Source organism: Paenibacillus campinasensis (assembly GCF_002272015.1).
Lineage (GTDB): Bacteria > Bacillota > Bacilli > Paenibacillales > Paenibacillaceae > Paenibacillus_AQ > Paenibacillus_AQ campinasensis.
Genome location: NZ_NPBY01000009.1, coordinates 58,732 through 81,056, shown reverse-complemented (window position 1 = coordinate 81,056; position 22,325 = coordinate 58,732). Strand labels below are relative to the sequence as shown.

The following is a 22,325-nucleotide window of genomic DNA, read 5'->3' as shown; positions in this document are numbered from 1 at the left end:
ATCCATCCAAGAACTTGCAGCAGCCGATATGCTGAACGCGTCATGACACCCCCCACCTTCATCAGACCGGGAGCAGCTTCAGGACCGTCTCGATGATAATCCCGATTATCGGTATCGCCAGCACCAATATGAGCACTTTTCCCGCCAGTTCTATTTTCGAAGCGATGGACTCCTGGCCTGCATCCCGCACAATTTGAGCCCCCATCTCCGCGACATAAGCAATGCCTATAATTTTGAGCACGGTCTTCAAATATATCAGCTCTACCCCTGCGTTCTGAGCCATATTCTCCAGCATTCGAATGATCGAGCCGATCCGGTCTACCAGCACCAGCAGAATCATGAGCGAGGCGGCTACCGCAATCAGAAAAGCGAACAGCGGCTTTTGTTCCTTGACAACGAGTATCAGTATTGTGGCAATCAGACCAAAGCCGACCACCTGGATAATTTCCATAACTCCACCTACTGGAACAGAAAGATGCTTTTGATTTCCTTAAGCAGATCATCTAGCAGCCTGACAACCATAAACAGCACAACGACAAACCCGATAAGCGTCACCCAGTGTGCCATATCCTCTTTTCCCATCTGCTTCAGGACTGTATGAATCATGGCGATGATGATGCCGATTCCTGCAATCTGAAAAATGGCGTTCACTTCAATGTTCATTCCCTGGCACCTCGCTAAAAGATCAATATGACGATCAATGCTCCAATAAGCAGACCCAGGCTTTTGCTCATTTTTTCGTACTTGGCCTGGTCTTCCCTTGCCGCGGCCTCCTCGTGTTGTAGCTGGCCGACGGCCAGGGCTATATGCTTGATCTGGTCCTGCCTGTCACTGGTGCCAAGTACACCGCTTAACCGGTCTAACACGTCTTTCTCCGCAGTTTTCATGGAGGTTCGTCTCCAGTGCATATTCAGCGCCTTTCTGATGCTGTCCTCGGCCGAGAGTCCGTAATCGGGGCTCATATAATCCGATGCAGCGATAAACAACGTTTTCAGCGGCTCCTTGAGCCCGCCTCCAATTCGCTCCAGCGCATCCGGAAGCGGGGTGAAACCGTAGCTGATTTCGGTCTCCAGACGTTGAAGGGCCAGAATCAGTTCCCTCAGCTGCCTGGGTCTTAGCGCAAACTGATGAGCTTGATAAAAACCGGCTAAAGTTCCCGCTGCCAGCACCAGAATAGCCCCGATCAGATTAAGCATAGGCATCACCGCCCGGGGGACCGGCGCCGGCGGTTTGCAGCGTGCGCTGCCCGCCGTCGTACAGCTTGTAAGACCGTTCATGTCCCTTGCGGCATAGGACCGCATACATTTCAAACCTTCGCTGCTGCACCAGCGCCGACAGCGCAGGCCGCCCGCCAATATCCTGTATCGAGGAGCCATGTGCCGTAGCGATGACACTGATTCCGGCATGCAGCGCCTCATTGACAGCCTCGGCATCCTCCGGCCGCCCGATCTCGTCCACAATGAGCACATCCGGCGACATCGAGCGAATCATCATCATCATGCCTTCCGCCTTCGGGCATCCATCCAGCACATCGGTGCGCGGCCCGACATCGAACCCCGGCACGCCCCGCTGACAGCCGGCGATTTCGGACCGTTCATCAATAATGCCAACCTTGAGTCCGGGCCATTGAAGCTGGGCGTTCCCCCAGCTGCCATAGCTGATCTGTCTGGCCAAGTCTCGCAGCAACGTCGTCTTCCCTTGCTGGGGAGGGGAGAGAATCAAGGTGTGCATCACCCTGCCCCGTTTTCGGTCAAGCAGAAAAGGAAGAATCTCATCCGCTGCGCCCCGAATTTCCTTTGCTATCCGGACGTTGAACCCGCTGATGTCCCGTATATGCTCCACCCTGCCGCCGCTCAGCACCGTTCTGCCGACCAGCCCAACCCGGTGGCCGCCGGGAATCGTAATGAAGCCTTTTCGCAGCTCCTCCTCCATCGTGTACAAGGAGTGGTTGCTGATCAGGTCCAGCAGCCGCCTTGTATCCTCCCGGGTCGGCTTGTACGCTTCGCCGGGGTGCAAGCTCAAGCCGCCGTCCCGGTCCAGAAAATGATGCCGGCCAGCGGCATTGATCTCAAGCGGACGCTCCTCGCGGATTCGAATCTCCTCAAGATGGTCCAGCATCGCCTTCGGCAGCTTCAGCAGGATGAGCCTGATGCTTTCGGGAAACAGCCCTAACCAATCCAGTGTCATATCCATTTCCCCCAACCTACCTGTCCTCTTGGTAACTACCTCATATAAAAGAACTTTCTTACTCCCATGTGTATGCTTGTACCTGACTTTTATGCCGCGAATCTATCATTTTTTTAAGATCCCGTATAAGAGACAGGACACCCCGCACAATATCCAGCCAATCTTGCCCCAGGACAATTTGTCGGCCATTCCGACAAGCCCGATCGTGGTCGTCACAATCAGGATGAGCGGCCCCATAAACGCAAGCGCCGAGTTGACTGCCAAGGCCTTGTCCACTTGGTTCAACCGGAGCATAATAATGGCTGCGACAATTTCCAGGCTGCCGGAGAAAAATCGGAGCGAGGCCATGCTCGTGACAAACTTGTCCAGCATCAGTAAACCTCCTTCTGCTTGTTATGATGTTTAAAAATATGCAGCCTTCTCTCGGAATATCTCTATTTTTTTCAATATCATAGACAGAAATGGAGGGAACTTGCGGGAAGGGGCAGCGAAACTGCTGCCCTATTAGGCTCGACAATGCAGGGCGGGGCGTTCAAGATTCGAGAGATCTCCGGGATATCCTTGCTTCCCACGGCAGGTGAGCATAAAAAAAACGAGCCGAGCAAAGGATTTCTCCTTGCTCGGCCCGCTGTTATGGTTAGAGGTGCGTATTATCGGCGTACCTGAGGCCCGCCGACAACCGCCTGCTGATCCGTGTCCAGTCCGTACGCGGTATGAAGCGCCTGAACGACATTTTGCAAATTGCCGCTCTCGATGACGCAGGACACCTTGATCTCCGACGTGCTGACCATCTTGATGCTGACGCCCTGTTTCGAGATGACATCGAACATCTGGGCGGCCACGCCCGGATGGCTGACCATGCCGGCGCCAACGATGGATACTTTCACCAAGTTATCCTCGGAGGTTACGTCACGGTACGGCAGCTGATCGCGGATTTTCTCAATGACCGCAAGCGCCCGCTCCCGATCCTCAAGCGAGACGGTGAACGCAAAATCCGCCTCTCCGTTCTGCACGCCGCTCTGCACGATGATATCCACGTCGATCCCTTCTGTGGCAAGGGCACCGAACATCTGGGCGAGCACGCCCGGAACATCGGCTACCCCCAGAATGCTGATTCTGGCGACGTTCTTATCATAGGCAATTCCACTGACTACCACACCCTGCTCCATGCTTGCTTCCTCCTTAACAACCGTTCCTTCGTTATAATTGAAGCTTGATCTGACGACCAGCTTCACCTGATTGTGCTTCGCATACTCCACCGCCCGCGGATGCAGGACCGCAGCGCCGAGATTGGCAAGCTCCAGCATCTCGTCATAGGAGATTTCATTCAGCTTTCTGGCGCAATTGACAACGCGCGGATCGGTCGAGTACACGCCGTCCACATCGGTGTAAATCTCGCAAACGTCGGCGTCAATAGCGGCCGCAAGCGCAACCGCCGTCGTATCCGAGCCGCCGCGGCCGAGCGTCGTGATTTCGCCTTCCTCGGACATGCCCTGGAAGCCGGCCACGATGACGATGTTCCCTTCATCCAGCGCTTTGAGCACGCGCTCCGGATGAATGTCCGCAATACGCGCTTTGCTGTGGACGGAATCGGTAAGGAATCCGGCCTGCCAGCCGGTATACGATAACGCCTTGCGCCCGAGGCTGTGAATCGCCATCGACAACAGGGAGATCGAAATCTGCTCCCCTGTCGTCAGCAGCATATCCATTTCCCGAGCCGGCGGATTGTCGTTTAATAGCTTCGCCTGATCGATCAAATCATCGGTTGTATCCCCCATGGCGGACACGACGACAACGCATTGGTGACCTTCATCCTGCTTCTCTACAATTCGTTTGGCGACGCGCTGCATCCGTTCCGTATCCCCTACAGAACTGCCTCCGAATTTCATGACGTACAGTGACAACGCTTCTTTCACTCCCCACATAGAATCTGTATCTGCTCACATCAGTTTCTCACTTTAAAACAGTATAATACGAAAGTGACTTGTTCCGTCAAGGTTTTTCGCATGAATGACGGCTATCTGTTATAAATTGGGCGTCCGTTCGTCCCTTGGAAAGGACGACAGCAGGACCTCCGGGAATTGCGCAAAAAACCCCTGTACACTGTACAGGAGTCTCTCACGTCATGATGCCTGGAAGCCGCCGCTTGCGGTTTCCAAGTCTTCATTATGCACGGGAGATGTACTTGCCGTCACGGGTATCAATCAGAAGCACATCGCCTTCGTTAATAAAGAGCGGAACCTGAACGTTCAGACCCGTCTCTACCTGGGCATTCTTCGTTGCTCCTGTCGCTGTGTTGCCCTTGATGCCTGGTTCGGTTTCTACAACCTTCAGTTCAACGCTGTTTGGCAGGTTGATCCCGAGGATTTCGCCTTGATAGCTGATGATATTTACATTCATATTCTCTTTCAGGAAGTTCAGTTCCCATTCCAGCTGTTCGCTGGTCAAGCTGAACTGGTCATAGGTTTCGTTATCCATGAACACATGCTCTTGTCCGCTTGCATACAGGTACTGAACGCCGCGGTTGTCGATTTGAGCGCGGCCGATCGTTTCGCCTGCGCGGAATGTTTTTTCAACGGTGTTGCCATTGCGCAGGTTTTTCAGCTTGGAGCGAACGAACGCTGCACCTTTACCCGGCTTTACATGCTGGAAATCGAGAACGGTATAGATATCGCCCTCCACTTCTACGGTTAATCCTGTTTTAAAATCGTTAACTGAAATCACTGAAGATCCCTCCTAAGGATAGTTAAATAAATAGCTGCGGTCACATCATGAAAGTACGGTGTAATCCTTGCTGGAGCTTGTCAGGATCTGTATACCCGTTTCCGTGATGACGATATCATCCTCGATCCGGACCCCGCCGAGTCCAGGGAGATAAATGCCAGGCTCTACAGTAACCACCATGCCTGGCTGCAGCACATCGTCGCTCAGCTTGGACAGCCGCGGCGACTCATGCACTTCCATGCCAAGGCCATGACCTGTGCTGTGACCGAAATACTCGCCATAGCCATAACGGTCAATGATATCGCGAGCAAGCGCGTCGGCCTCGCGTCCTGTCATGCCCGGCTTGATATGGGCCAGCGCATGCAGCTGCGCCTCCAGCACAATGTCATAAATCTCCTTTAATTTCGGATCCGGGTTACCCAGTGCCACGGTACGTGTCAGATCCGAGCAGTATCCGTCCAGCAGCGCGCCAAAGTCGAAAGTGACAAATTCATTGCCCTGAATGACCCGTTCGCTGGCCACGCCATGAGGAAGCGCGGAGCGTTCCCCGGACGCCACGATCGTATCGAACGAAGAGGCGGTCGCGCCATGCTGACGCATGAACATTTCCATCTCCAGATCGATCTCACGCTCGGTTAAGCCCGGCTTCAGAATGCCCAGCACATGGCTGAACGTCTTATCTGCCAAATCCGCCGCCCGCTGCATCACCTGCAGTTCCTCGGCGTCCTTGAATATGCGCAGCTGTTCCACCAGGCCTGATGTAGCTACGAGCTGAATCGGATTCAGCTGCTCGGAGTATGTAGAATATACGCCGTATGTAACATGATCCTGCTCAAAGCCCAGGGAAGTGATGCCCTCCGAAGCGAGAAGCTCCTTCACCGTCTCCATCACCTTCGGTCCATGTTCAACGACCTTGAATCCTTTGGCCTGCTGGGGAGCCTGCGTCATGTAGCGGAAATCCGTAAGCAGATACGCCTCGTTCAAGGTGATGAGTACATAGCCGGCCGATCCGGTAAACCCGGACAAATAACGGCGGTTGATCGGACTTGCAACCAAGACGGCCGACAATCCATCCTGCTGCAGCTTCTCGCGAAGCTTGGTCACTCGATGATTGCTCATATCTTTTCTATCTCCTCTCTCAGATCGTATCAATAGGCCTGTTACTTGGCCTCCTGCCGATCCAGCACCTGGAGCAGCGCCGTCAGTCCGAGACTGTAGCTGTCTGCGCCAAAGCCTGCAATCTGCCCTACAGCGACCGGGGCGATGACCGACTTGTGACGAAATTCCTCACGGGCGTGAATATTCGACAAATGAACTTCCACAACCGGAATTCGCGCCGAGCTGATCGCATCGCGAACCGCATAGCTGTAGTGGGTCAGCGCACCGGGGTTCAGCAATATGCCGTCGGCCTTGCCCATCGCTTCATGGATGCGGTCAATGATCGCTCCTTCATGGTTCGACTGAAAGAAGGTAATACCGATACCGGCTTGTTCCGCCTGTTTGCTCAATGACTCTTCGATCGCCTGCAGGCTGAGCGAACCGTAGATTCCCGGTTCCCGAACGCCAAGCAGGTTCAAATTCGGTCCGTTTATCACCCATATGGACTTCATAGGGTTTCCCACCTTTTCGTCAAATAACCAAAAGCTATTTTACCATAGCGGGCATCGCCTTGAGAAGTTTTTATTGTTCGGGCAGGCGGGAGCCCTCTCTAGCTGATCATCTTCTTCGGCTCTCGCAGCTTTTCATCCGTATATTCCTGAGCTGTCGTGTACCCGATAAACAGCCCCCATAGAATAAAGACGCAGAACTCCGATATATTCGAATCCCAGGTCAGCAGCTTGACCGGCCTTGTCATTTGCAGCCACGGGTTTAATACGATGAACAGCATGATCCACCAGACCGCCCCATATGCAATGCCGGGCCAAGGCCCCTTCAGCTTGCGAAACAGAAATACGTACAGCAGCGAGGCGATGACCGAAAAGGCAATGAAGCCAAGCCATCCGGCCAAATGTCCCGCTGTGCTGTTCAGGAAACGATGTTTGAAATACGGCTCCAGCAGAAATCCCGGCAGCACCTGCGTAAAGTTCAGCGTATAAAAAACCCACCGAATCGCCCCCCAGATCAGCCCGGCATAGTAGCCCAGCTCCAGCGCAAAAGCGATCGGATTCGTATGCGGATACTGCTGTCGAAACAGGCGTTCATGCATGTCGCTTCATCCTCCTCTATGCATCCGCACTCCCGGCTCCACTACCGGAAGATGCTCTTTCATGGAAATAAGCTATAGTATGCTCCGATCGCGCCCAGCCTAATCCAACTAGAAATTACTTTCAAAATTCGCTACAATAGGTTTCATAGATTGAATTTCAGGAGGGTGAGCCGGTTGTCCCAAAAATCAACCCCGGTCAGCTACGGCGGTCAGGCTGTCATCGAAGGTGTTATGTTCGGCGGCAAGCATGTCAACGTTACGGCTGTTCGGAGAAAGAACGACGAGATTAAATTTTTGGAGGTTCCTCGCGAAGACAAGGCTTGGGTCCTGAAGCTCAGAAAGATTCCGTTTCTCCGCGGTATTGTGAGTCTCATAGATTCCTCCATTAAAGGTTCCAAGCATTTGAACTACTCTGCAGATGCTTATGCTGACGATACGCTGGAGCCTGAGGAGCGTGAAAAGCAGAAAGAGAAGGAAGAATCGGGCTGGAGCCTCAGCATGATTATCGGCGTTGCCGCCGTCAGTGTGCTGTCCTTCATATTAGGCAAGCTTCTGTTCACCTTGGTCCCTGTTTTCGTAGAGGATTTTTTATTTGGCAACACATTAGACAACTACATTGTGCGTAATCTGATAGAAGGCGTCATCAAGCTGATTTTATTGCTGGCGTATCTGTGGATCATCTCGCAAACGCCTGTCATCAAGAGACTGTTCCAGTATCACGGTGCGGAGCACAAGGTCATTAGCGCATACGAAGCCGGTGAAGAGCTCACGGTGAAAAATGTGCAAAAATATACGCGCCTCCATTACCGCTGCGGTAGCAGCTTCATGATGCTGACCATCGTGCTCGGCGTGGCCGTATATTCCCTGGTTCCATGGGACAATATGACCGAACGGATTGTTCAGCGGATCGTTCTGCTTCCGGTCGTGCTTGGCGTTTCCTTCGAATTTCTCAAGCTGACCAATGCGCTCAGAGACGTCCCAGTGCTCCGCTACCTTGGATATCCCGGTCTGTGGCTTCAGCTTCTGACCACGAAAGAGCCTACCGATGACCAAGTTGAAGTATCCATCGCATCCTTTAACAGAATGCGTGAACTGGATGCTCAGTACGAGAAAGAGAACGTTACCGTTCCGCAATCTGTGACAGGGAGTGTGCTGGATCCCGCGAAAGGATGAGTAATCCATGAGAAGGCATGCCATTATTTTTTGGACTGCAATTACGCTTGCAGCGCTCGGAATTATCAGTATGTTGTTCAACCCAAGTACGAGGAACTATGTTCTGATCCCGGTCATTGTCGTCGGGGTGGTATACCTGCTCTACAAGTTTCCTCCACGAACGAAACGGCATCCGAAGGTAAAGCCATCGAAGCGTACTGCCGCCAAGCTTGCTGCCAAAAACAACGGTGTCCGGAAAAGCAGTCCGCCATCCAAACGGAAGCAATATCCGTTCCAGGTTATCGAGGGCCAGAAAGGGAAATCCGATCCGTCCGACGATCTCCCGAAATATCATTAACATATCCTGGCCCTGCAGCCGCAAGAGGTGTCCATCAAGATCCTAAGATCTTGAGGACACCTCTTTTGTTGCGTGGTCATACGATACGCTTGCCGGTTCGTTGACGCTATAGCCTTCCTTCCGCCTTCCAGCGGGAGAAAAACTGCGTCCCTGCGCGCACCCCCGATGCGTACAGGCTTTCGCTTTCCTCTTTTGTCAGATCGAATTGGGTGGTGCTGATGCCAAGCGTCGGTATTTTGATCGTCCGGCTGCGGTTCCTCTGCTCGATATAACGTTCATCATGGGCGGACAGCATCGTTTCGAACATGGCCGTCATCATGCTGAACGGGCCGTTAATGACGCGCGGCTTATTGCTGTTCTTCCCGACCATCTGAAAGCCGATCACCGGCAGCGGCTTCGGTCCGCCCAGCGAATCTTTATCAAACAGCCACAGCGGGAAATTGCTGAGCAAGCCCCCGTCAACCACGTAAACAAACTGCTCGTTGAAGGATTTGCCTTTCGCCGCCCGTCCCAGCAGCCGAAGAATCACCGGATCAAAAAAATACGGTATGCTGCAGCTCATGCGCACGGCCTTGGCGACCGGAAACGTGGACGGATTAATGCCGTAATGGCGCAAGTCATCAGGCAGCACCAGCAGTCTGCCATTCGTAATGTCCGAAGCGACAATGTACAGTTTCCCGGACGGTATATCTGAAAAGGTCAACATCCCTTTCTCCAGCAAAATGTTGCGGATCCAGCTCTCCAGCGCCTCACCGGAATACAGGCCTCTCTTGATCAGCACCCGAAGCGCCGGGCCTACGATTTTGGCATTGAAAATCGGAGCCCGCTTCAGCAAGGAATGAAAAGGCGTGCTCTCAATGATCAGCTTCATCTCATCCGCTGTATACCCTGCGGCCAGTACTGAGGCAACGATGGAGCCTGAAGACGTGCCTGCCACCCTGCTGAATTGAATCCCGGCAGTCTCTGCTGCCTTGACAGCTCCTGCAAGCGAGATTCCTTTGACTCCCCCGCCTTCAAATACAGCGTTTATTTGCATATGAAAATCCCCCGCCTCACATGGTCTATTGACTATGTATGAGAACGGGGGAGTATTCATACCTCAAGGACGTGCCGATTATCTGTAATATGATTGCAATTGATCTTTAAGTCCCAAAGAATTGCTTAGTATATTTTCTGCTCTGAAGAAGATGCTGCCTTTGATTTCACTGTATTGTTGGTTATAACGCAGCTGATTGATAATCTCTGACGCGCTTTGCCAGCCAATCTCCGAGGTGCCCAGCTTGTATGCCGCATGCCCGATCAGCAGATCGACATCGGTTCCGCTCACTTCCCTCACCCACCAGTCGACAAGCACATCGTAATCGACCGCCGGGTTGCTCATGCTCCAGTAGATCTGCGGAGCCACGTAGTCGACCCATCCGTTGCGGATCCAGGCCCGAACGTCAGCATACATGCTGTCATAGGCGGTGACGCCTGCACTGGTCTCCGATCCGCTTGCATCGGTGGACTGATTGCGCCACACGCCGAACGGACTGATGCCAAACTTCACATCCGGTTTGACATGATGGATGCTGTCCTTCAGTCCGCTTACAAACAGGTTGATGTTCCCCCGGCGCCAGTCGCCGATGTTGCGGTAAACCCCCTGATTGTAAGTCTGGTAAGCTGCCTCATCATGAAACACCGTATTCGACGGGTAGAAGTAATCATCCAGGTGAACGCCGTCGATATCATAGCGGTTGACCACTTCCATAATGACGTCAATGATATGTTGTCTTGCTGCCGGAATGCCGGGATTAATATACAGCTGATTGCCTGTATTCACAATCCACTCCGGATGTGCAACCGCGACATGCCTCGGGTCAAGCCCCGTCACATTGGCAGCCGTGTTCGCCCGGAACGGGTTGAACCAAGCGTGAAATTCCATGCCTCGCTTATGCGTCTCTTCGATCATAAAGGCCACCGGATCATAGCCCGGATCGACGCCCTGAGTGCCGCTGACCGTCTTGGACCAAGGCACCAGCGCTGACGGATACAAAGCGTCCCCTGCAGGACGAACCTGCACATAGACGGTATTGATGCCCGTGCGCTGCAGCTCGTCAATCATGCGAATATAATCCGCTTGCTGCTGCACACTGCTTCCAGCCACGGGCCAATCCAGGTTGTACACCGTGGATATCCATGCGCCTCTTATTTCATCCGAAGCTGGCGCCCCGGGCTCTCCCGGTTGTCCTGGCTGTACCGGCTGTACGGGCGGGCTAACGATTCTGCTGTACAGATCGATGCGCTGAGCTGCCTGGTTCCAGGATACCCTCAAGCCGAGATTCTCACTGATGAACCGGATCGGCACCATGATTCTTCCGTTTCGGATCTCCACCGATGCGTCAAGCGGCACCGCTGCTCCGTTGACGGTAGCTGTCGTTCTGCCTGACGTTAACGTAATGACCGAGCCATCCTTGCGGATCATTGCGGTTTTCGAAGCCTGATTCCAAGTTACGCTCGCACCGATGCCTTCGCTGATTATCCGGGTCGGCACCATGGTTACATATACTTTAGGAAGTATGTAGGGGGATGTATCGCTGTTCAATCTTTGTCCATCCAGATAAATGCTGATGCCTGCTGACTGTGCTTGTGCAGTCGGAATTACAGAAGGGATACATAATAACAACATCATCAGTACCAATAACCATCTTCGAAGCCTCATGATATAAATTCCTTTCAAAACAAAATTTGCAGGTGGATGAAGAGTGCAGAGAGTGAACGAAAAGGCGCCCCCAAGGCGACCTCTCTAAGGAACCGGGCATGAGCCGCTGCATTAGAAAGCACTTTCCGTCATGTTAGGAAAAGGGCACCTGTCACAGGCGACAGATGCCACATTACGATTCGTTGACTAATTCGTTATGAATGTCACGCAATTCCTGAAGTCGATTCTCGTCACGCTTGAAATATTCGACAAGCGTTTCAATTCTCATAATGGAATCCCAGCTCAAATGATGCTCGATTCCTTCGACATCACGGTAAATATTTTCCTCCTGAACGCCGATCATCTCCAGAAATTCCTCCAGCAAATGATGCCGTTCCATAAGCCGCTTGCCCATCTTCTTACCTTTGTTCGTTAATACCAGCCCGCGGTATTTTTCATAGATCAGATATTCATCTTTATCCAGCTTTTGAATCATTTTCGTGACGGATGAGGGGTGAACCTCCAAGCCTTCGGCGATATCCGAAACGCGCGCATATCCCTTCTCGTCGATCAATTTGTAGATGCGCTCCAAATAATCCTCCATGCTAGGTGTCGGCATCCTTTTCCCTCTTTTCTATAATTACGTGACCCTTCAAAACCGTTCTACCCGCACCTGTAATGATACATGGTTTGAAGACTAGTTGGCAAGTCCCGGAACCTTTTTCTGGCTGAAAGCAAGCCCATTTCTTGTCCGAAACAACGCTGCTGCAGCGCCCGCTAAAACTTGTAAAATTCTAATGACATCAATCTGTCAAAATTTAAGCCACTCCGGCGTAATGCTCTGGAGCCAGATCGTAATCCGGAACATCTGGTTCGTGAACAGCAGCACCCCCATCACAATCATCAATGCGCCGCCGACCTTCATCAGCGTCTGGGAGTACTTCAGAATCCAGCGGGTGGATCCGATGAAAAACGCCAGGACAAAAAATGGCACGGCAAAGCCCAGCGAGTAAGCGGTAATGAGCGGGAACCACGTCCCCGGATCGGTAGCAGCAAGCGCAATAATCGCCATCAGAATCGGTCCGACGCAAGGCGACCAGCCTGCGGCAAAGCCGATCCCGAACAAAAAGGTGCCTATGTATCCTGCCGGCTTGCCTTTAAAATTGAATTTGAAATCTTTCATCAGCATCCGCGGCTGAAAAATACCTAACAGCATAAGTCCCATCAACACGATAAGCAGCGCGGAGAGCTGACGGATCAGTCCCTGGTATTCGATAAAAAATTCGCCGAACAGTCCGGCGCCCCATCCGAGGGAGTAATACACTGCCGAGAAGCCGAGGATGAACGCCAGCGTATGGGTCATCGTACGGAAGCGGACATCTTTGCGGCTTTGCTCATTCTTCAGATCATTGACGGACATCCCCGTAATGATCGACAGGTAGGAAGGGTACAGAGGCAAACAGCAGGGAGAGATAAAGGATGCGAGCCCCGCGGCAAACGCAATTCCAATATGAATATCGGCCATGACTATCAGCCCTCCTTAGGTCGTCGTAAAACCTTTTCTGCCCAGCATCGTAATGACAAGCAGTGCAATCAGCAGCAGCACAATTGTGGCGCCTGGCGCCAGATTGAACAGTCCGGCCATCATCAAGCCTCCGATGACAGCCAGCTCCGAGATGATCACCGACAAAATGATGGAGGACCGGAAGCTTCTGGCGAGCAGCAGACTGATTGCCACCGGAATCGTAAGCAGCGCGGACACAAGCAGGGCGCCGACGATTTTAATCGCTGTGCTGACAACAAGCGCGGTCAATACCGTGATCAGCATGTTCATCATCTTCACGGGCAAGCCGCTTACACTGGCGGCATCCTCCTCGAAGCTAAGCAGGAAAAACTCCTTGAACAGCAGCGCAACGACAGCAATGACAACCACGGTTACGCCGGCTACCATATAGATATCGGTTGTGTCCAGCGTGTAGATGCTGCCGAACAGATAACTCATGACATCGGTGTTGTACCCCATTCCCAGCGTGAAGAAGAGGGAGGCCAGCGCCACACCGCCGGACATGATGATGGCTATCGACAGCTCGGCATAGCTTTTGTAAGCCTTGCGGAGCTTCTCGATCGCAAAGGACGCGAGCACTGCAAACACGAGGCCGGCTGCGATCGGGTATACCTCAATCAGAAAGCCGAGCGCCACGCCCGCGATGGTCACATGGGACAGCGTATCGCCGATCATGGACAGCCGGCGCAGCACGAGAAACATCCCGATGAGCGGTGCCGTAATGCCGATCAACACGCCGCCGACAAGCGCCCGCTGAAAAAAATCGCTAAACAATATATCAAGCAATGATAACGTCTCCTTCACCTACGATGTTCAATCAAACGAGAGAATGCTGAAGATCCTCTTCCGCACAGTTCTCTATTTCATGCGAGTGCCGGACAAAGAACTGGATTTTGCCGTTCTGCGAGACCGGGGATTCTCCCAAATAATCCTTCACCATATCCAGATCATGGGTCACCATCAGGAACGTCATGTGATGGCGGGCGTGCATATGGGTAATCAGATCAAAAAAACCTGCCTGCGTCTCCGCATCGATCCCGATCGTCGGTTCGTCCAGAATGAGCAAATCCGGCCGGTTGATCAGCGCCCGGGCCAGAAAGACCCGCTGCTGCTGTCCGCCGGACAACGCACCGATCCGCTTGTCCGCAATATCCTGAATACGCATCACCTCAAGCGCATCATCACATTTCTGCTGGTCCTGACGGGACAGGCGCTTGAACAGGCTTTTGCGATTGTAGAGGCCGGACATCACCACCTCCCGCACCGTGGCAGGGAACAAGGGGTTAAATGCGTTTTTTTGCGGAACATAGCCGATGCGCTCCCAGTCCTTGAATTTGCGGATCGGTGTGCCGAACAGCTCAATCGCCCCTTCTGCAGCAGGCAGCAGCCCGACAATCATGCGCAGCAGCGTCGTTTTTCCCGCGCCGTTCGAGCCGACGATCCCGACAAAATCCCGCTCCTTGACCGAGAAGTTCAGATCGCGGATGACCTGCTGGTCTCTATAGCTGAAAGAAACCTTGTTTAATTGTATGATGGATTGATGGCAATCCTGTACTTCCGGCTCCATAAATCTGGCCGCCTTTCTATGGATAAAATCGAATATTCGAATGCATGTCTTAAAAAAAGTGTAAGATGGGGATTAGAATCCCCATCTTATTTATTGTAAAGCCTTCTTCAGATTTTGCAAATTTTTCTCCATCAGTGTGAAGTAGTTTTCCCCGCGCTCCGCCTGCTCTTTCGTCAGGCCTTCCACCGGGTTCAGCACCAGCGTGTCGACGCCGGCTTCAGAAGCAAGCATTTTGGCAATCTTGTCAGACACCAGTTCCTCAAAGAACACGTACCGGATTTGGTTGTCTCTGACGATGTTCGCAAGCTTGACAATATCCTGCGCTCTTGGCTCCGCATCTGGTGACAAGCCCATGATCGCATGCTGTGTCAGTCCGTAGTCGCGAGCCAAATATCCGAAGGCCTGGTGTGAAACGACGATATCTTTTTTCGGCAAGGCAGACAGCTCGGTCTCAAAATCTTGATCCAGCTTGATCAGCTTCTGCTGGAGCGCTTCAAATCGCTGCTCATAGCCTTCCTTGTTCGCAGGGTCCACCTCGATCAGACTGTTCTTGATGTTCTCAGCCATAATGAGCGCCGATTTCGGGCTTACCCAAGTGTGGGGGTCGGTGTGATGGCTGTGATTGTGACCGTCGCCGGATGTGTCTGCGCCTGTGTCTTCTTCAGCTGCGTGATCCGCTTCCGCCTCATGACTGTGATCATCCCCGGCATGTTCTTCTTCATGAGCGTGGTCATGACCTTCATGCTCATGATCATGCTCATCTTCATGGGCATGATCGCCAGTCTCGTGCTGGTGATCGTCATGAGCATGGTCATCATGAGCGTGGTTATCTTCCTCATGTCCCGGATCCTCTACGGCTCCGCCATGATTATGACCGTCGTCTCCCTCGGCGTTAATCAATTGGATCCCTTGGCTGACTTCAACCGCCTTCACCTCGGAATCCTTGTTCAGCCCTTTCAGGAACCCTGGAACCCAGCCCTCCAGCCCGGCTCCATTGTACAGGAACAGCTGCGCTTTGGACGTGTTCAGGATGTCCTGACTCTTCGGCGTCCAATCATGGGGCTCCACTCCCGTAGGCAGCAAACTGATTACATTCGCATCTTCGCCGCCGATTTCCTTGGCAAACTCATATATCGGATAAAATGTTGTAATCACGTTGACTTTGCCTTCCACAATGCCTCCCGAGCTGTTTCCACAGCCGGTGATCGCGAGGATAATCGTCAGCAGGATGGCTGACATCCATGTTGCTTTTTTCTGTCTCTTCATAACTCAAACTCCGCTCCCATCAACTAATCGTAATGATTACTATCAAGATTATAAGAGCAAACATGAGCCAAGTCAACATAAATCGTAACGGTTACTATTAATGCTCATTCATAGCCAGAGCTGCCTCCGGCAAAAAAAGCGGAATGCCTTGGCCAAGGCATTCCGCTTCCATATAAGGCTTCACGATGAGCCGTTTATTTAACAACCGCGCCATTAGGCATGCTGTCCGGCACCGTAGCCAGCGTCAGCTGTTCTCCTTCGGAGGCCGCCAGAATCATGCCCTGAGACAGCTCTCCTCTCAGCTTGACCGGCTTCAGGTTCGTCACACAGATCACCTTGCGACCGACCAGCTCCTCCGGCTTGTAAAATTTCGCGATGCCGGATACCACCTGGCGCTGCTCAAAGCCGAGATCCAGCTGCAGCTTGAGCAGTTTATCCGCCTTCTTCACCGGCTCACAGGCGATAACCTGGGCGACACGCAGCTCCACCTTCGCAAAATCCTCGATGCCGATCTCCTCTTTAAGCTCCACTGGCTCCGCTGCTGTTTCACTGCCAGCAGCCGGATTCTTGCCGCCTTCACCTTCGGATGCAGAAGCTGCCGCCCCGCCGGTCATGGCGCTGGCAATGTAGGCCACTTCGACTTCCGGGTCAAGGCGCGGGAAGATTGGATCTCCCTTGTGCAGCTTAGTGCCGCCCGGAATAGCCCCCAATGTGCGGCCGCTGTCCCATGCGGTCCGCTCGCCTTCCTCGATGCCGAGCTGCGCCCAAATTTTGCGAGGGGTGCGGGTCAGGAACGGCTGCAGCAGAATCGAGGCAATCCGCAGCGACTCCACCAGATGGCTCATGACAGAAGCCAGCTCCTCGCGCTTGCTCTCATCCTTCGCCAAGGTCCAAGGCTGTGTCTCATCAATATACTTGTTGCTGCGGCTCACGAATTGGCTGATCGCCGTCAAGGCCACGGAGAACTCCATATTCTCCATAGCGGCTTCCACTTTGTCATAGACAGCCTGCGCCGCTTCTTCCAGCGACGCATCAAACGCCGTAACTCCCGCGCGGAAAGCCGGAACCTCTCCGCCGAAATATTTATCTACCATAGCGACTGTACGATTCAGCAGGTTGCCCAGATCGTTGGCCAGATCGGAATTCACGCGCTCTACAAAGCTTTCCGGCGTAAACGTGCCGTCCGCCCCGAATGGAACCTCGCGCAGCAAGTAATAGCGCAGCGCATCGAGGCCATAACGGTCGATCATCGTGACCGGATCAACGACATTGCCTTTAGACTTGGACATTTTGCCATCCTTCATCAGCAGCCAGCCGTGTGCGAACACCTTCTTCGGCAGCGGCATATCCAGCGCCATCAAGATGATTGGCCAGTAAATCGTATGGAAACGGACGATCTCCTTGCTCATCAGATGAACATCCGCCGGCCAGTACCGCTCATACAGCGAGCTGTCCTCTGAACCGTAGCCAAGCGCCGTCACATAGTTCAGCAATGCATCGATCCATACATAGATCACATGCTTCGGATCACTCTTGACCTTGACGCCCCATTCATAGGTTGTACGGGAAAACGAGAGATCCTCCAGCCCCGGCTTGATGAAGTTGTTGATCATTTCATTCTTGCGGGAAATCGGCTGAATGAAGTCCGGATTCTCTTCATAATATTGCAGCAGACGATCGACATATTTGCTCATCCGGAAGAAATAGCTTTCTTCCTTGACCAGTTCTACTGGGCGGCCGCAGTCCGGGCATTTGCCGTCCACAAGCTGCCGCTCCATAAAGAACGATTCACACGGGGTACAATACCAGCCTTCATATTCGCCTTTATAAATGTCGCCCTGCTTCAGAAGCCGCTCGAACACGTCCTGTACGACGCTCGTATGACGCTTCTCCGTCGTCCGAATAAAGTCTTCATTCGAAATATCCAGCTTCTTCCACAGCTCCTTGATGCCAGCCACGATGTCATCCACGAACTGCTGCGGTGTCTTGCCAGCCTCTTGCGCTTTGCGCTCGATCTTCTGTCCATGCTCATCCGTCCCCGTCAGATAACGGACGTCATAGCCGCGCAGACGCTTGTACCGGGCAATCGCATCCCCCGCCACCGTTGTGTAAGCATGCCCGATATGGAGCTTGTCACTCGGATAATAGATCGGCGTCGTAATATAAAACGTCTTCTTGTCTGTCACTTGGCACCATCCCTTTGCGCTGAATTGAATTGATTGTGAAATTTGACCTGCTTGCTGCAGAACAGCAAAAAACTCCCGCCCCCTATGGGACGAGAGTTGATCTCACGTGTTACCACCCAATTTCCCTGCGTCCTTGACAGACCGCAGGCTCATCAGCCGCGCATAACGGCTGTCCATTAACGCTGGATCACGCCGCTCCTTTACGGCAGCTTCAGGCAGATGCTGCAAGCGCTCAAAAGCGGATCCTCCAAGACCATTTTCCGAAATCAGCCAAGACCGGTTTGCAGCTTCCCCGGCTCTCTGTACAAGGCTTGTCGTTTCGTACTTATCTCTTCCTCGGATATCGATATTTTTATTATATTTATTTTATTAAAGCTCTATCCACGATGTCAAGCGATGCCGTACTATTCCGCTTCCACCCGTGTTTTCTGGCCGCCGGGCGGTGGAACCAGGTCGATTCCGCCCGGATGGAATGGATGGCATTTGGCGATTCGCTTGGCCGCCAGCCAGGAGCCCTTCAGCGCTCCGTGCACCTCAATGGCTTCCAGCGCATAGGCCGAACAGGTCGGGTAAAATCTGCAGGTCGCCGGTTTGAGCGGCGAAATGTATTTCCGGTATACATGGATTGGAACTTGAACCACCCTGCGCGCCGCCTTCATCCCCGCTCATCCCGTCTGGCCGCGCCGACGCCTGACATCGGCTTGCCCCCCTCTTCCTGTCCGCATTCGCGGCAGTAGCCAAACACCTCGAATTTATGCTGTACAACCTGGAAATCATCCGGAGCGTCTGTCAGCTGCATCGGACAGAACGTAATCGGATACGTCTTCTGACATTGCAGGCAGATCATGTGATGATGGTGATGATCTTCGCTGCAGCGACCTCTGAACTTGACCCCTTCTTCGAAGACGACTTGCTCCAGAACTCCCAGATCGTTCAAAACGCGCAAATTGCGATAGACGGTATCAAAGCTGAGCCCGCTGTACTTCTGCCCCATATATTCATATACATCCTTGGCCGTCAAATATCCCGAATGTTCGCCAAACAGCTTGGCGAGCGTCTTCCGCTGATCGGTAATGCGCAGCCCGTGTTCCGACATGGCTTCGATGATCTGATCTGTCGTAAGCATACGCGGCTGACCTCCATTTCTGTCGATGCTCGTTCTTTCAGACTATTATCAATTTCGGTACCGGCCTCTTCCGATTTTTAAAGCAACCCGTCTACCAAATCGGCATGAACGCTCAATTACAAGTAGAAAGCCGCACCAAAAGACGTGCACAATTCTCCCTTAATAATGCCTGAAAATGATAGTATCGTCAATGAACGGCCTTATTGCCTGATGGCCGGGCATCTCGAAAATACGAAAACACCCCCCGTTCTGTAACGGAGGGTGCGGAATTCTATCCTAGGATAAAGGTAAAAGGGCATGCGTACAGTTCTTATCACCGCAGGCGGCTCATACCTACCAGCGCTTACTTGCTTTCCGGAAGCGGCTGGAGCAGCAGATTGACCGGCAAGCTGCTGCCTGGGGCAGCAGTGAACAGAATCTCTACGCTCCGCTCATAATCCCCTGTGCGATAGAGCACGGTTGCTTCATGCGGTGCGGCTACCGCCCCGCTGTTCGGCACGTTGATAATGTTGCCGTTGACCATCACTGCGCCCATGTATCTGCCTCCACGCGGATTCAGCGTGATCAGCGTGTTCGGGGCGACGCGATGGAGCTTGATTTTGTACAGCACACCAAAGTTGCCGGAATTGGACTGCGGAACGCCAGTGATGCCATCAAAGCCTTCCAGGTTCGGATCATTAACGCGATCGCCGATCGCAATTCTGGCCGGCGTATCGCCCACCCGTTCATAAGTCTCAATGATGCGCGTTGCATCCGCATAGGTTCCTCTGTTATGCACGCCGTCAACCGGCTGCAAAATGAGATGAGGCAGCTTCTGGATCGGGTCCTTCGCCTCATCGATCATAATGACATCGTAACGGATCGGCGAGTCGGTATACAGATCGGCAAACATGGAGACCACATGTCCGTTCGCAAGCGACTGTCTGCTCAAATCATCCAGGATAACTCTGCTCTCACCCGGCGCCAGCGAGATGGTCTTGAAGCTGTCCGCGGACTGCATCGACTCGAGATAGCGCTGAACGGATGCCCGCCCAGTAGCCGTCGGAATATCAATCGGACCGCCCATGCCGGTGTATTGGGTAGTGATCCGTGCTGGGGTGTTGTTGATGTTGGTGGCCACCACGTACATTTTCATTCGCTTGCCTGTAGCGTTCAAATGGTGGATCATGAACCGCGTGTTGCCAACGCCAACCTCACGGTACACGATACCCTCCCGGTACACCGTTTCAGGCGAATTGCTTCGGATCAGAAGCGCAGGCTCCGATCTTCGGGTAATCGGCACGAGATTCATCGACGGAACCTCCAGCCCGTTGAATGTGAACTTGTCCCCGATTTCGGTAAACATATGATTGAATTCATCGCGGGTGTACATCACCTCGCTGGAGACCTGAATAACCTGCTGATAGCTGGAGGTCGCTCCATGGCTGTCGGTGACGACAAGCGTTACCGTATGACGTCCAGCCGTAAAGAAGGCTGGTTCGTTATTCTCCCAGCGGTAGGTGATCTCATCGCCAGGATCGCGGTCATAGCTTTGATTGATGTACGTAATTTTCTCGCCGATTTTATACTCTTTCTTGTCTGTCATAAACATGGCGACAGGCGGTGTATTCGGCGCCTTGACTTCAATGTTCACATAGTACGGATCGCTCCACTGTCCGCTCGAATCCTGAACGGAATAGGAAACGGTATGCAGGCCCGGTTCATGAAACAGGTCCTGACGTCCTTCCCAGCGCTCATCCACGATATCCAAGCCGACTGGAGAGTGTGCGCTAGTGGAATACCGCACCCGGGTCTGTCCGGCAAAAATCTCGCCCGGCTGAACCGTAAAGGAGGCGATCGGCTTGGTAGAAACGTTGAGAATGACCCGTTTGTTCGGCTGATCCACCCGATACGGAATGTCCAGCGCTTGCGTGATGGAGGTCAGCGGCACCATGAACACATTGTTCGATTGGTATGCTGCGCCTTTCATCGTTCTTTGCAGACCATTGACGGTGTACACATTGCTGTTCGTTTTAAAGCGCAGCACGTCATTGCCGCGTGTAATGATCGTTTCCTTCGTGGTGTTGTCGTAGGTTAGCCGCAAGCCAACCCGGTCCACCAGCGCCCGAATCGCCACGTAGGACACGCCGTTTGTGACTGCCATCGGTTGACCGGCGGTGTATTCCCGGCCGTTTTGCACCATTCTGGCACTGTTCATATACAGAACCAAATCATGCGGTCCAACGCCCGGAATATTCGGCGTTCCGGTTCCCGGGTTGGCCGTGCCTCCCCCAGGCTGTCCACTGCCGCTTTCCATTCGCGCAAGGTCCAGAATGACCCGCTTGCCCGGCTGATCAACGGAGTACGGAATGCCAAGTGCCTGCGTAATCGCCGTCAGCGGCACCATGAACACATTGTTCGACATATAGGCTGTGCCCCTCATCGCACGGGTCTCGCCGTTCACTTTATAGTTGCTGCTTCCGTTCGTGAAGCGAAGCTCATTGCCATTTTTCAGAATGATTGTTTCTTTCGTCTGGTTATCATACCTTAACGTCAATCCGGCCCGTTCTACCATCGCGCGGATCGCTACATAGGATACGCCGTTCTTCACTGCCATCGGCTGGCCGGCCGTAAACTTCTCACCATTGTGGTACATGACGTCGCTGTTCATCAGCAGCACCAGGCTATTAGGGGCAGACGCTGCCGCTAAACCGCTTGCAGAGCTTGTGGCCACTGCCTGAGAATTCGCCGCGGTCCCTTCCGTTTGACCGGACTCCGTTGCAGGCTCTCCTTCGCTTGGCTCCGAGGTGATCGACTCCTGCTCCGTAGCGTCCGAATGGCTCACAGATGCTTCATCCGTTTCTCCGCCGGACAGATCGCCATCGTGTGACACAACTTCTGCTCCATCGACAGCCGTGAACCCTTCACTGGCCGGGGACTCCATATCTGCTGACACACCATCCGCAAGGCCGGACTCCCCGGTCAAGCTGCTCGGATCTTCTTCAAGAGATGAAGGCACGGTATTGCTTGATGATACCGTCGTTGTTGTCCAATCCTGTGATTCTGCTACTACGGGTACAGTGCTCATGACCTGGGCCGCAGCAAGCACGGTAATCATCGTAAATCTTCTAAAATTCATCATTTGCTCCTTTATTGCACGTTATAGTTGACTTAAGCTAAGAATAACTGCGAAATCATATCATTAGACGCAGAAAATGCGAAAAAGTTGCTATTATCATGTCGAAAATAGCAATCTGAGAGAATCCATGGATATCCTATTCTGAATCGAAAGTCATAGACCAGCACTCGGTCTGCGGGGACGTTCAATGG

The 22,325-nt window shown here is 53.0% G+C and carries 24 protein-coding genes; 2 read left to right on the top strand and 22 right to left on the bottom strand.

The annotated features are described in order from the left end of the window. Positions 1-61: 61 nt before the first annotated feature. From spoIIIAD to CHH67_RS02500, 10 genes are all read right to left on the bottom strand, one after another. Positions 62-451, bottom strand: coding sequence for a stage III sporulation protein AD (gene spoIIIAD / locus CHH67_RS02545; RefSeq protein ID WP_095263401.1), 390 nt, complete (start codon positions 449-451; stop codon positions 62-64). Between the two features lie 8 nt (positions 452-459). Continuing rightward, a complete protein-coding gene (gene spoIIIAC, locus CHH67_RS02540; protein ID WP_007129715.1) occupies positions 460-663 on the bottom strand; it encodes a stage III sporulation protein AC in 204 nt (67 codons plus the stop codon). Between the two features lie 14 nt (positions 664-677). After that, positions 678-1,196 (bottom strand): stage III sporulation protein SpoIIIAB, encoded by a 519-nt coding sequence (gene spoIIIAB / locus CHH67_RS02535; RefSeq protein WP_095263400.1) that lies wholly within the window; start codon positions 1,194-1,196, stop codon positions 678-680. Next, positions 1,189-2,187, bottom strand: a complete 999-nt coding sequence (gene spoIIIAA, locus CHH67_RS02530; RefSeq protein ID WP_095263429.1) for a stage III sporulation protein AA — start codon at positions 2,185-2,187, stop codon at positions 1,189-1,191. Before spoIIIAA ends, spoIIIAB begins: the two co-directional genes overlap by 8 nt. A 105-nt stretch (positions 2,188-2,292) precedes the next feature. Further along, a complete protein-coding gene (locus CHH67_RS02525; RefSeq protein WP_095263399.1) occupies positions 2,293-2,559 on the bottom strand; it encodes a YqhV family protein in 267 nt (88 codons plus the stop codon). 278 nt (positions 2,560-2,837) lie between these two features. Beyond that, the gene (locus tag CHH67_RS02520) at positions 2,838-4,091 is read right to left on the bottom strand and encodes an aspartate kinase (protein WP_095263428.1); all 1,254 of its coding nucleotides are present in this window, start codon (positions 4,089-4,091) and stop codon (positions 2,838-2,840) included. A gap of 262 nt (positions 4,092-4,353) precedes the next feature. Then, positions 4,354-4,911 (bottom strand): elongation factor P, encoded by a 558-nt coding sequence (gene efp / locus CHH67_RS02515; protein WP_095263398.1) that lies wholly within the window; start codon positions 4,909-4,911, stop codon positions 4,354-4,356. A gap of 45 nt (positions 4,912-4,956) precedes the next feature. Then, complete coding sequence (locus tag CHH67_RS02510) at positions 4,957-6,030, bottom strand: M24 family metallopeptidase (protein WP_095263397.1); 1,074 nt, start codon at positions 6,028-6,030, stop codon at positions 4,957-4,959. A 41-nt stretch (positions 6,031-6,071) separates the two neighbouring features. Continuing rightward, complete coding sequence (gene aroQ, locus CHH67_RS02505) at positions 6,072-6,521, bottom strand: type II 3-dehydroquinate dehydratase (protein WP_095263396.1); 450 nt, start codon at positions 6,519-6,521, stop codon at positions 6,072-6,074. Positions 6,522-6,619: 98 nt separating this feature from the next. Continuing rightward, positions 6,620-7,117: a YqhR family membrane protein gene (locus CHH67_RS02500; protein WP_095263395.1), complete on the bottom strand. Its 498-nt coding sequence runs from the start codon at positions 7,115-7,117 to the stop codon at positions 6,620-6,622. Positions 7,118-7,291: 174 nt separating this feature from the next. Here CHH67_RS02500 and CHH67_RS02495 point away from each other — a divergent pair, with 174 nt between their 5' ends. Both CHH67_RS02495 and CHH67_RS02490 read left to right on the top strand, forming a co-directional pair. After that, positions 7,292-8,290, top strand: coding sequence for a DUF1385 domain-containing protein (locus CHH67_RS02495; RefSeq protein WP_095263394.1), 999 nt, complete (start codon positions 7,292-7,294; stop codon positions 8,288-8,290). Between the two features lie 7 nt (positions 8,291-8,297). After that, positions 8,298-8,627 carry a hypothetical protein gene (locus CHH67_RS02490; protein WP_095263393.1) on the top strand — a complete coding sequence of 110 codons (330 nt, stop codon included), beginning with the start codon at positions 8,298-8,300 and terminating at the stop codon, positions 8,625-8,627. A 106-nt stretch (positions 8,628-8,733) separates the two neighbouring features. Here CHH67_RS02490 and CHH67_RS02485 read toward each other — a convergent pair whose 3' ends face one another. From CHH67_RS02485 to CHH67_RS02435, 12 genes are all read right to left on the bottom strand, one after another. Further along, positions 8,734-9,663, bottom strand: coding sequence for a patatin-like phospholipase family protein (locus CHH67_RS02485; protein WP_095263392.1), 930 nt, complete (start codon positions 9,661-9,663; stop codon positions 8,734-8,736). Positions 9,664-9,741: 78 nt separating this feature from the next. Continuing rightward, positions 9,742-11,328 (bottom strand): family 10 glycosylhydrolase, encoded by a 1,587-nt coding sequence (locus tag CHH67_RS02480; protein WP_095263391.1) that lies wholly within the window; start codon positions 11,326-11,328, stop codon positions 9,742-9,744. Between the two features lie 172 nt (positions 11,329-11,500). Next, positions 11,501-11,926, bottom strand: coding sequence for a transcriptional regulator MntR (gene mntR, locus CHH67_RS02475; protein ID WP_095263390.1), 426 nt, complete (start codon positions 11,924-11,926; stop codon positions 11,501-11,503). 192 nt (positions 11,927-12,118) lie between these two features. Next, entirely contained in the window at positions 12,119-12,832 is a 714-nt protein-coding gene (locus tag CHH67_RS02470) for a cytochrome c biogenesis CcdA family protein (protein ID WP_095263389.1), read from the bottom strand. Between the two features lie 15 nt (positions 12,833-12,847). Then, complete coding sequence (locus CHH67_RS02465) at positions 12,848-13,657, bottom strand: metal ABC transporter permease (protein WP_095263388.1); 810 nt, start codon at positions 13,655-13,657, stop codon at positions 12,848-12,850. A gap of 31 nt (positions 13,658-13,688) precedes the next feature. Beyond that, a complete protein-coding gene (locus CHH67_RS02460; protein WP_095263387.1) occupies positions 13,689-14,438 on the bottom strand; it encodes a metal ABC transporter ATP-binding protein in 750 nt (249 codons plus the stop codon). A 90-nt stretch (positions 14,439-14,528) separates the two neighbouring features. Continuing rightward, a complete protein-coding gene (locus CHH67_RS02455; protein WP_095263386.1) occupies positions 14,529-15,704 on the bottom strand; it encodes a metal ABC transporter solute-binding protein, Zn/Mn family in 1,176 nt (391 codons plus the stop codon). Between the two features lie 194 nt (positions 15,705-15,898). Next, positions 15,899-17,890 carry a methionine--tRNA ligase gene (gene metG, locus CHH67_RS02450; RefSeq protein ID WP_095263385.1) on the bottom strand — a complete coding sequence of 664 codons (1,992 nt, stop codon included), beginning with the start codon at positions 17,888-17,890 and terminating at the stop codon, positions 15,899-15,901. 102 nt (positions 17,891-17,992) lie between these two features. Further along, positions 17,993-18,118: a hypothetical protein gene (locus tag CHH67_RS27195; RefSeq protein ID WP_425320426.1), complete on the bottom strand. Its 126-nt coding sequence runs from the start codon at positions 18,116-18,118 to the stop codon at positions 17,993-17,995. A 176-nt stretch (positions 18,119-18,294) separates the two neighbouring features. Beyond that, entirely contained in the window at positions 18,295-18,549 is a 255-nt protein-coding gene (yidD, locus tag CHH67_RS02445; protein ID WP_095263384.1) for a membrane protein insertion efficiency factor YidD, read from the bottom strand. Continuing rightward, positions 18,546-19,016: a Fur family transcriptional regulator gene (locus tag CHH67_RS02440; RefSeq protein ID WP_095263383.1), complete on the bottom strand. Its 471-nt coding sequence runs from the start codon at positions 19,014-19,016 to the stop codon at positions 18,546-18,548. The genes yidD and CHH67_RS02440 overlap by 4 nt, the downstream gene beginning before the upstream one ends. Before the next feature lie 343 nt (positions 19,017-19,359). Continuing rightward, on the bottom strand, positions 19,360-22,134 hold the full coding sequence (locus CHH67_RS02435) for a stalk domain-containing protein (RefSeq protein ID WP_095263382.1): 2,775 nt from the start codon (positions 22,132-22,134) through the stop codon (positions 19,360-19,362). Between the last annotated feature and the right edge of the window lie 191 nt (positions 22,135-22,325).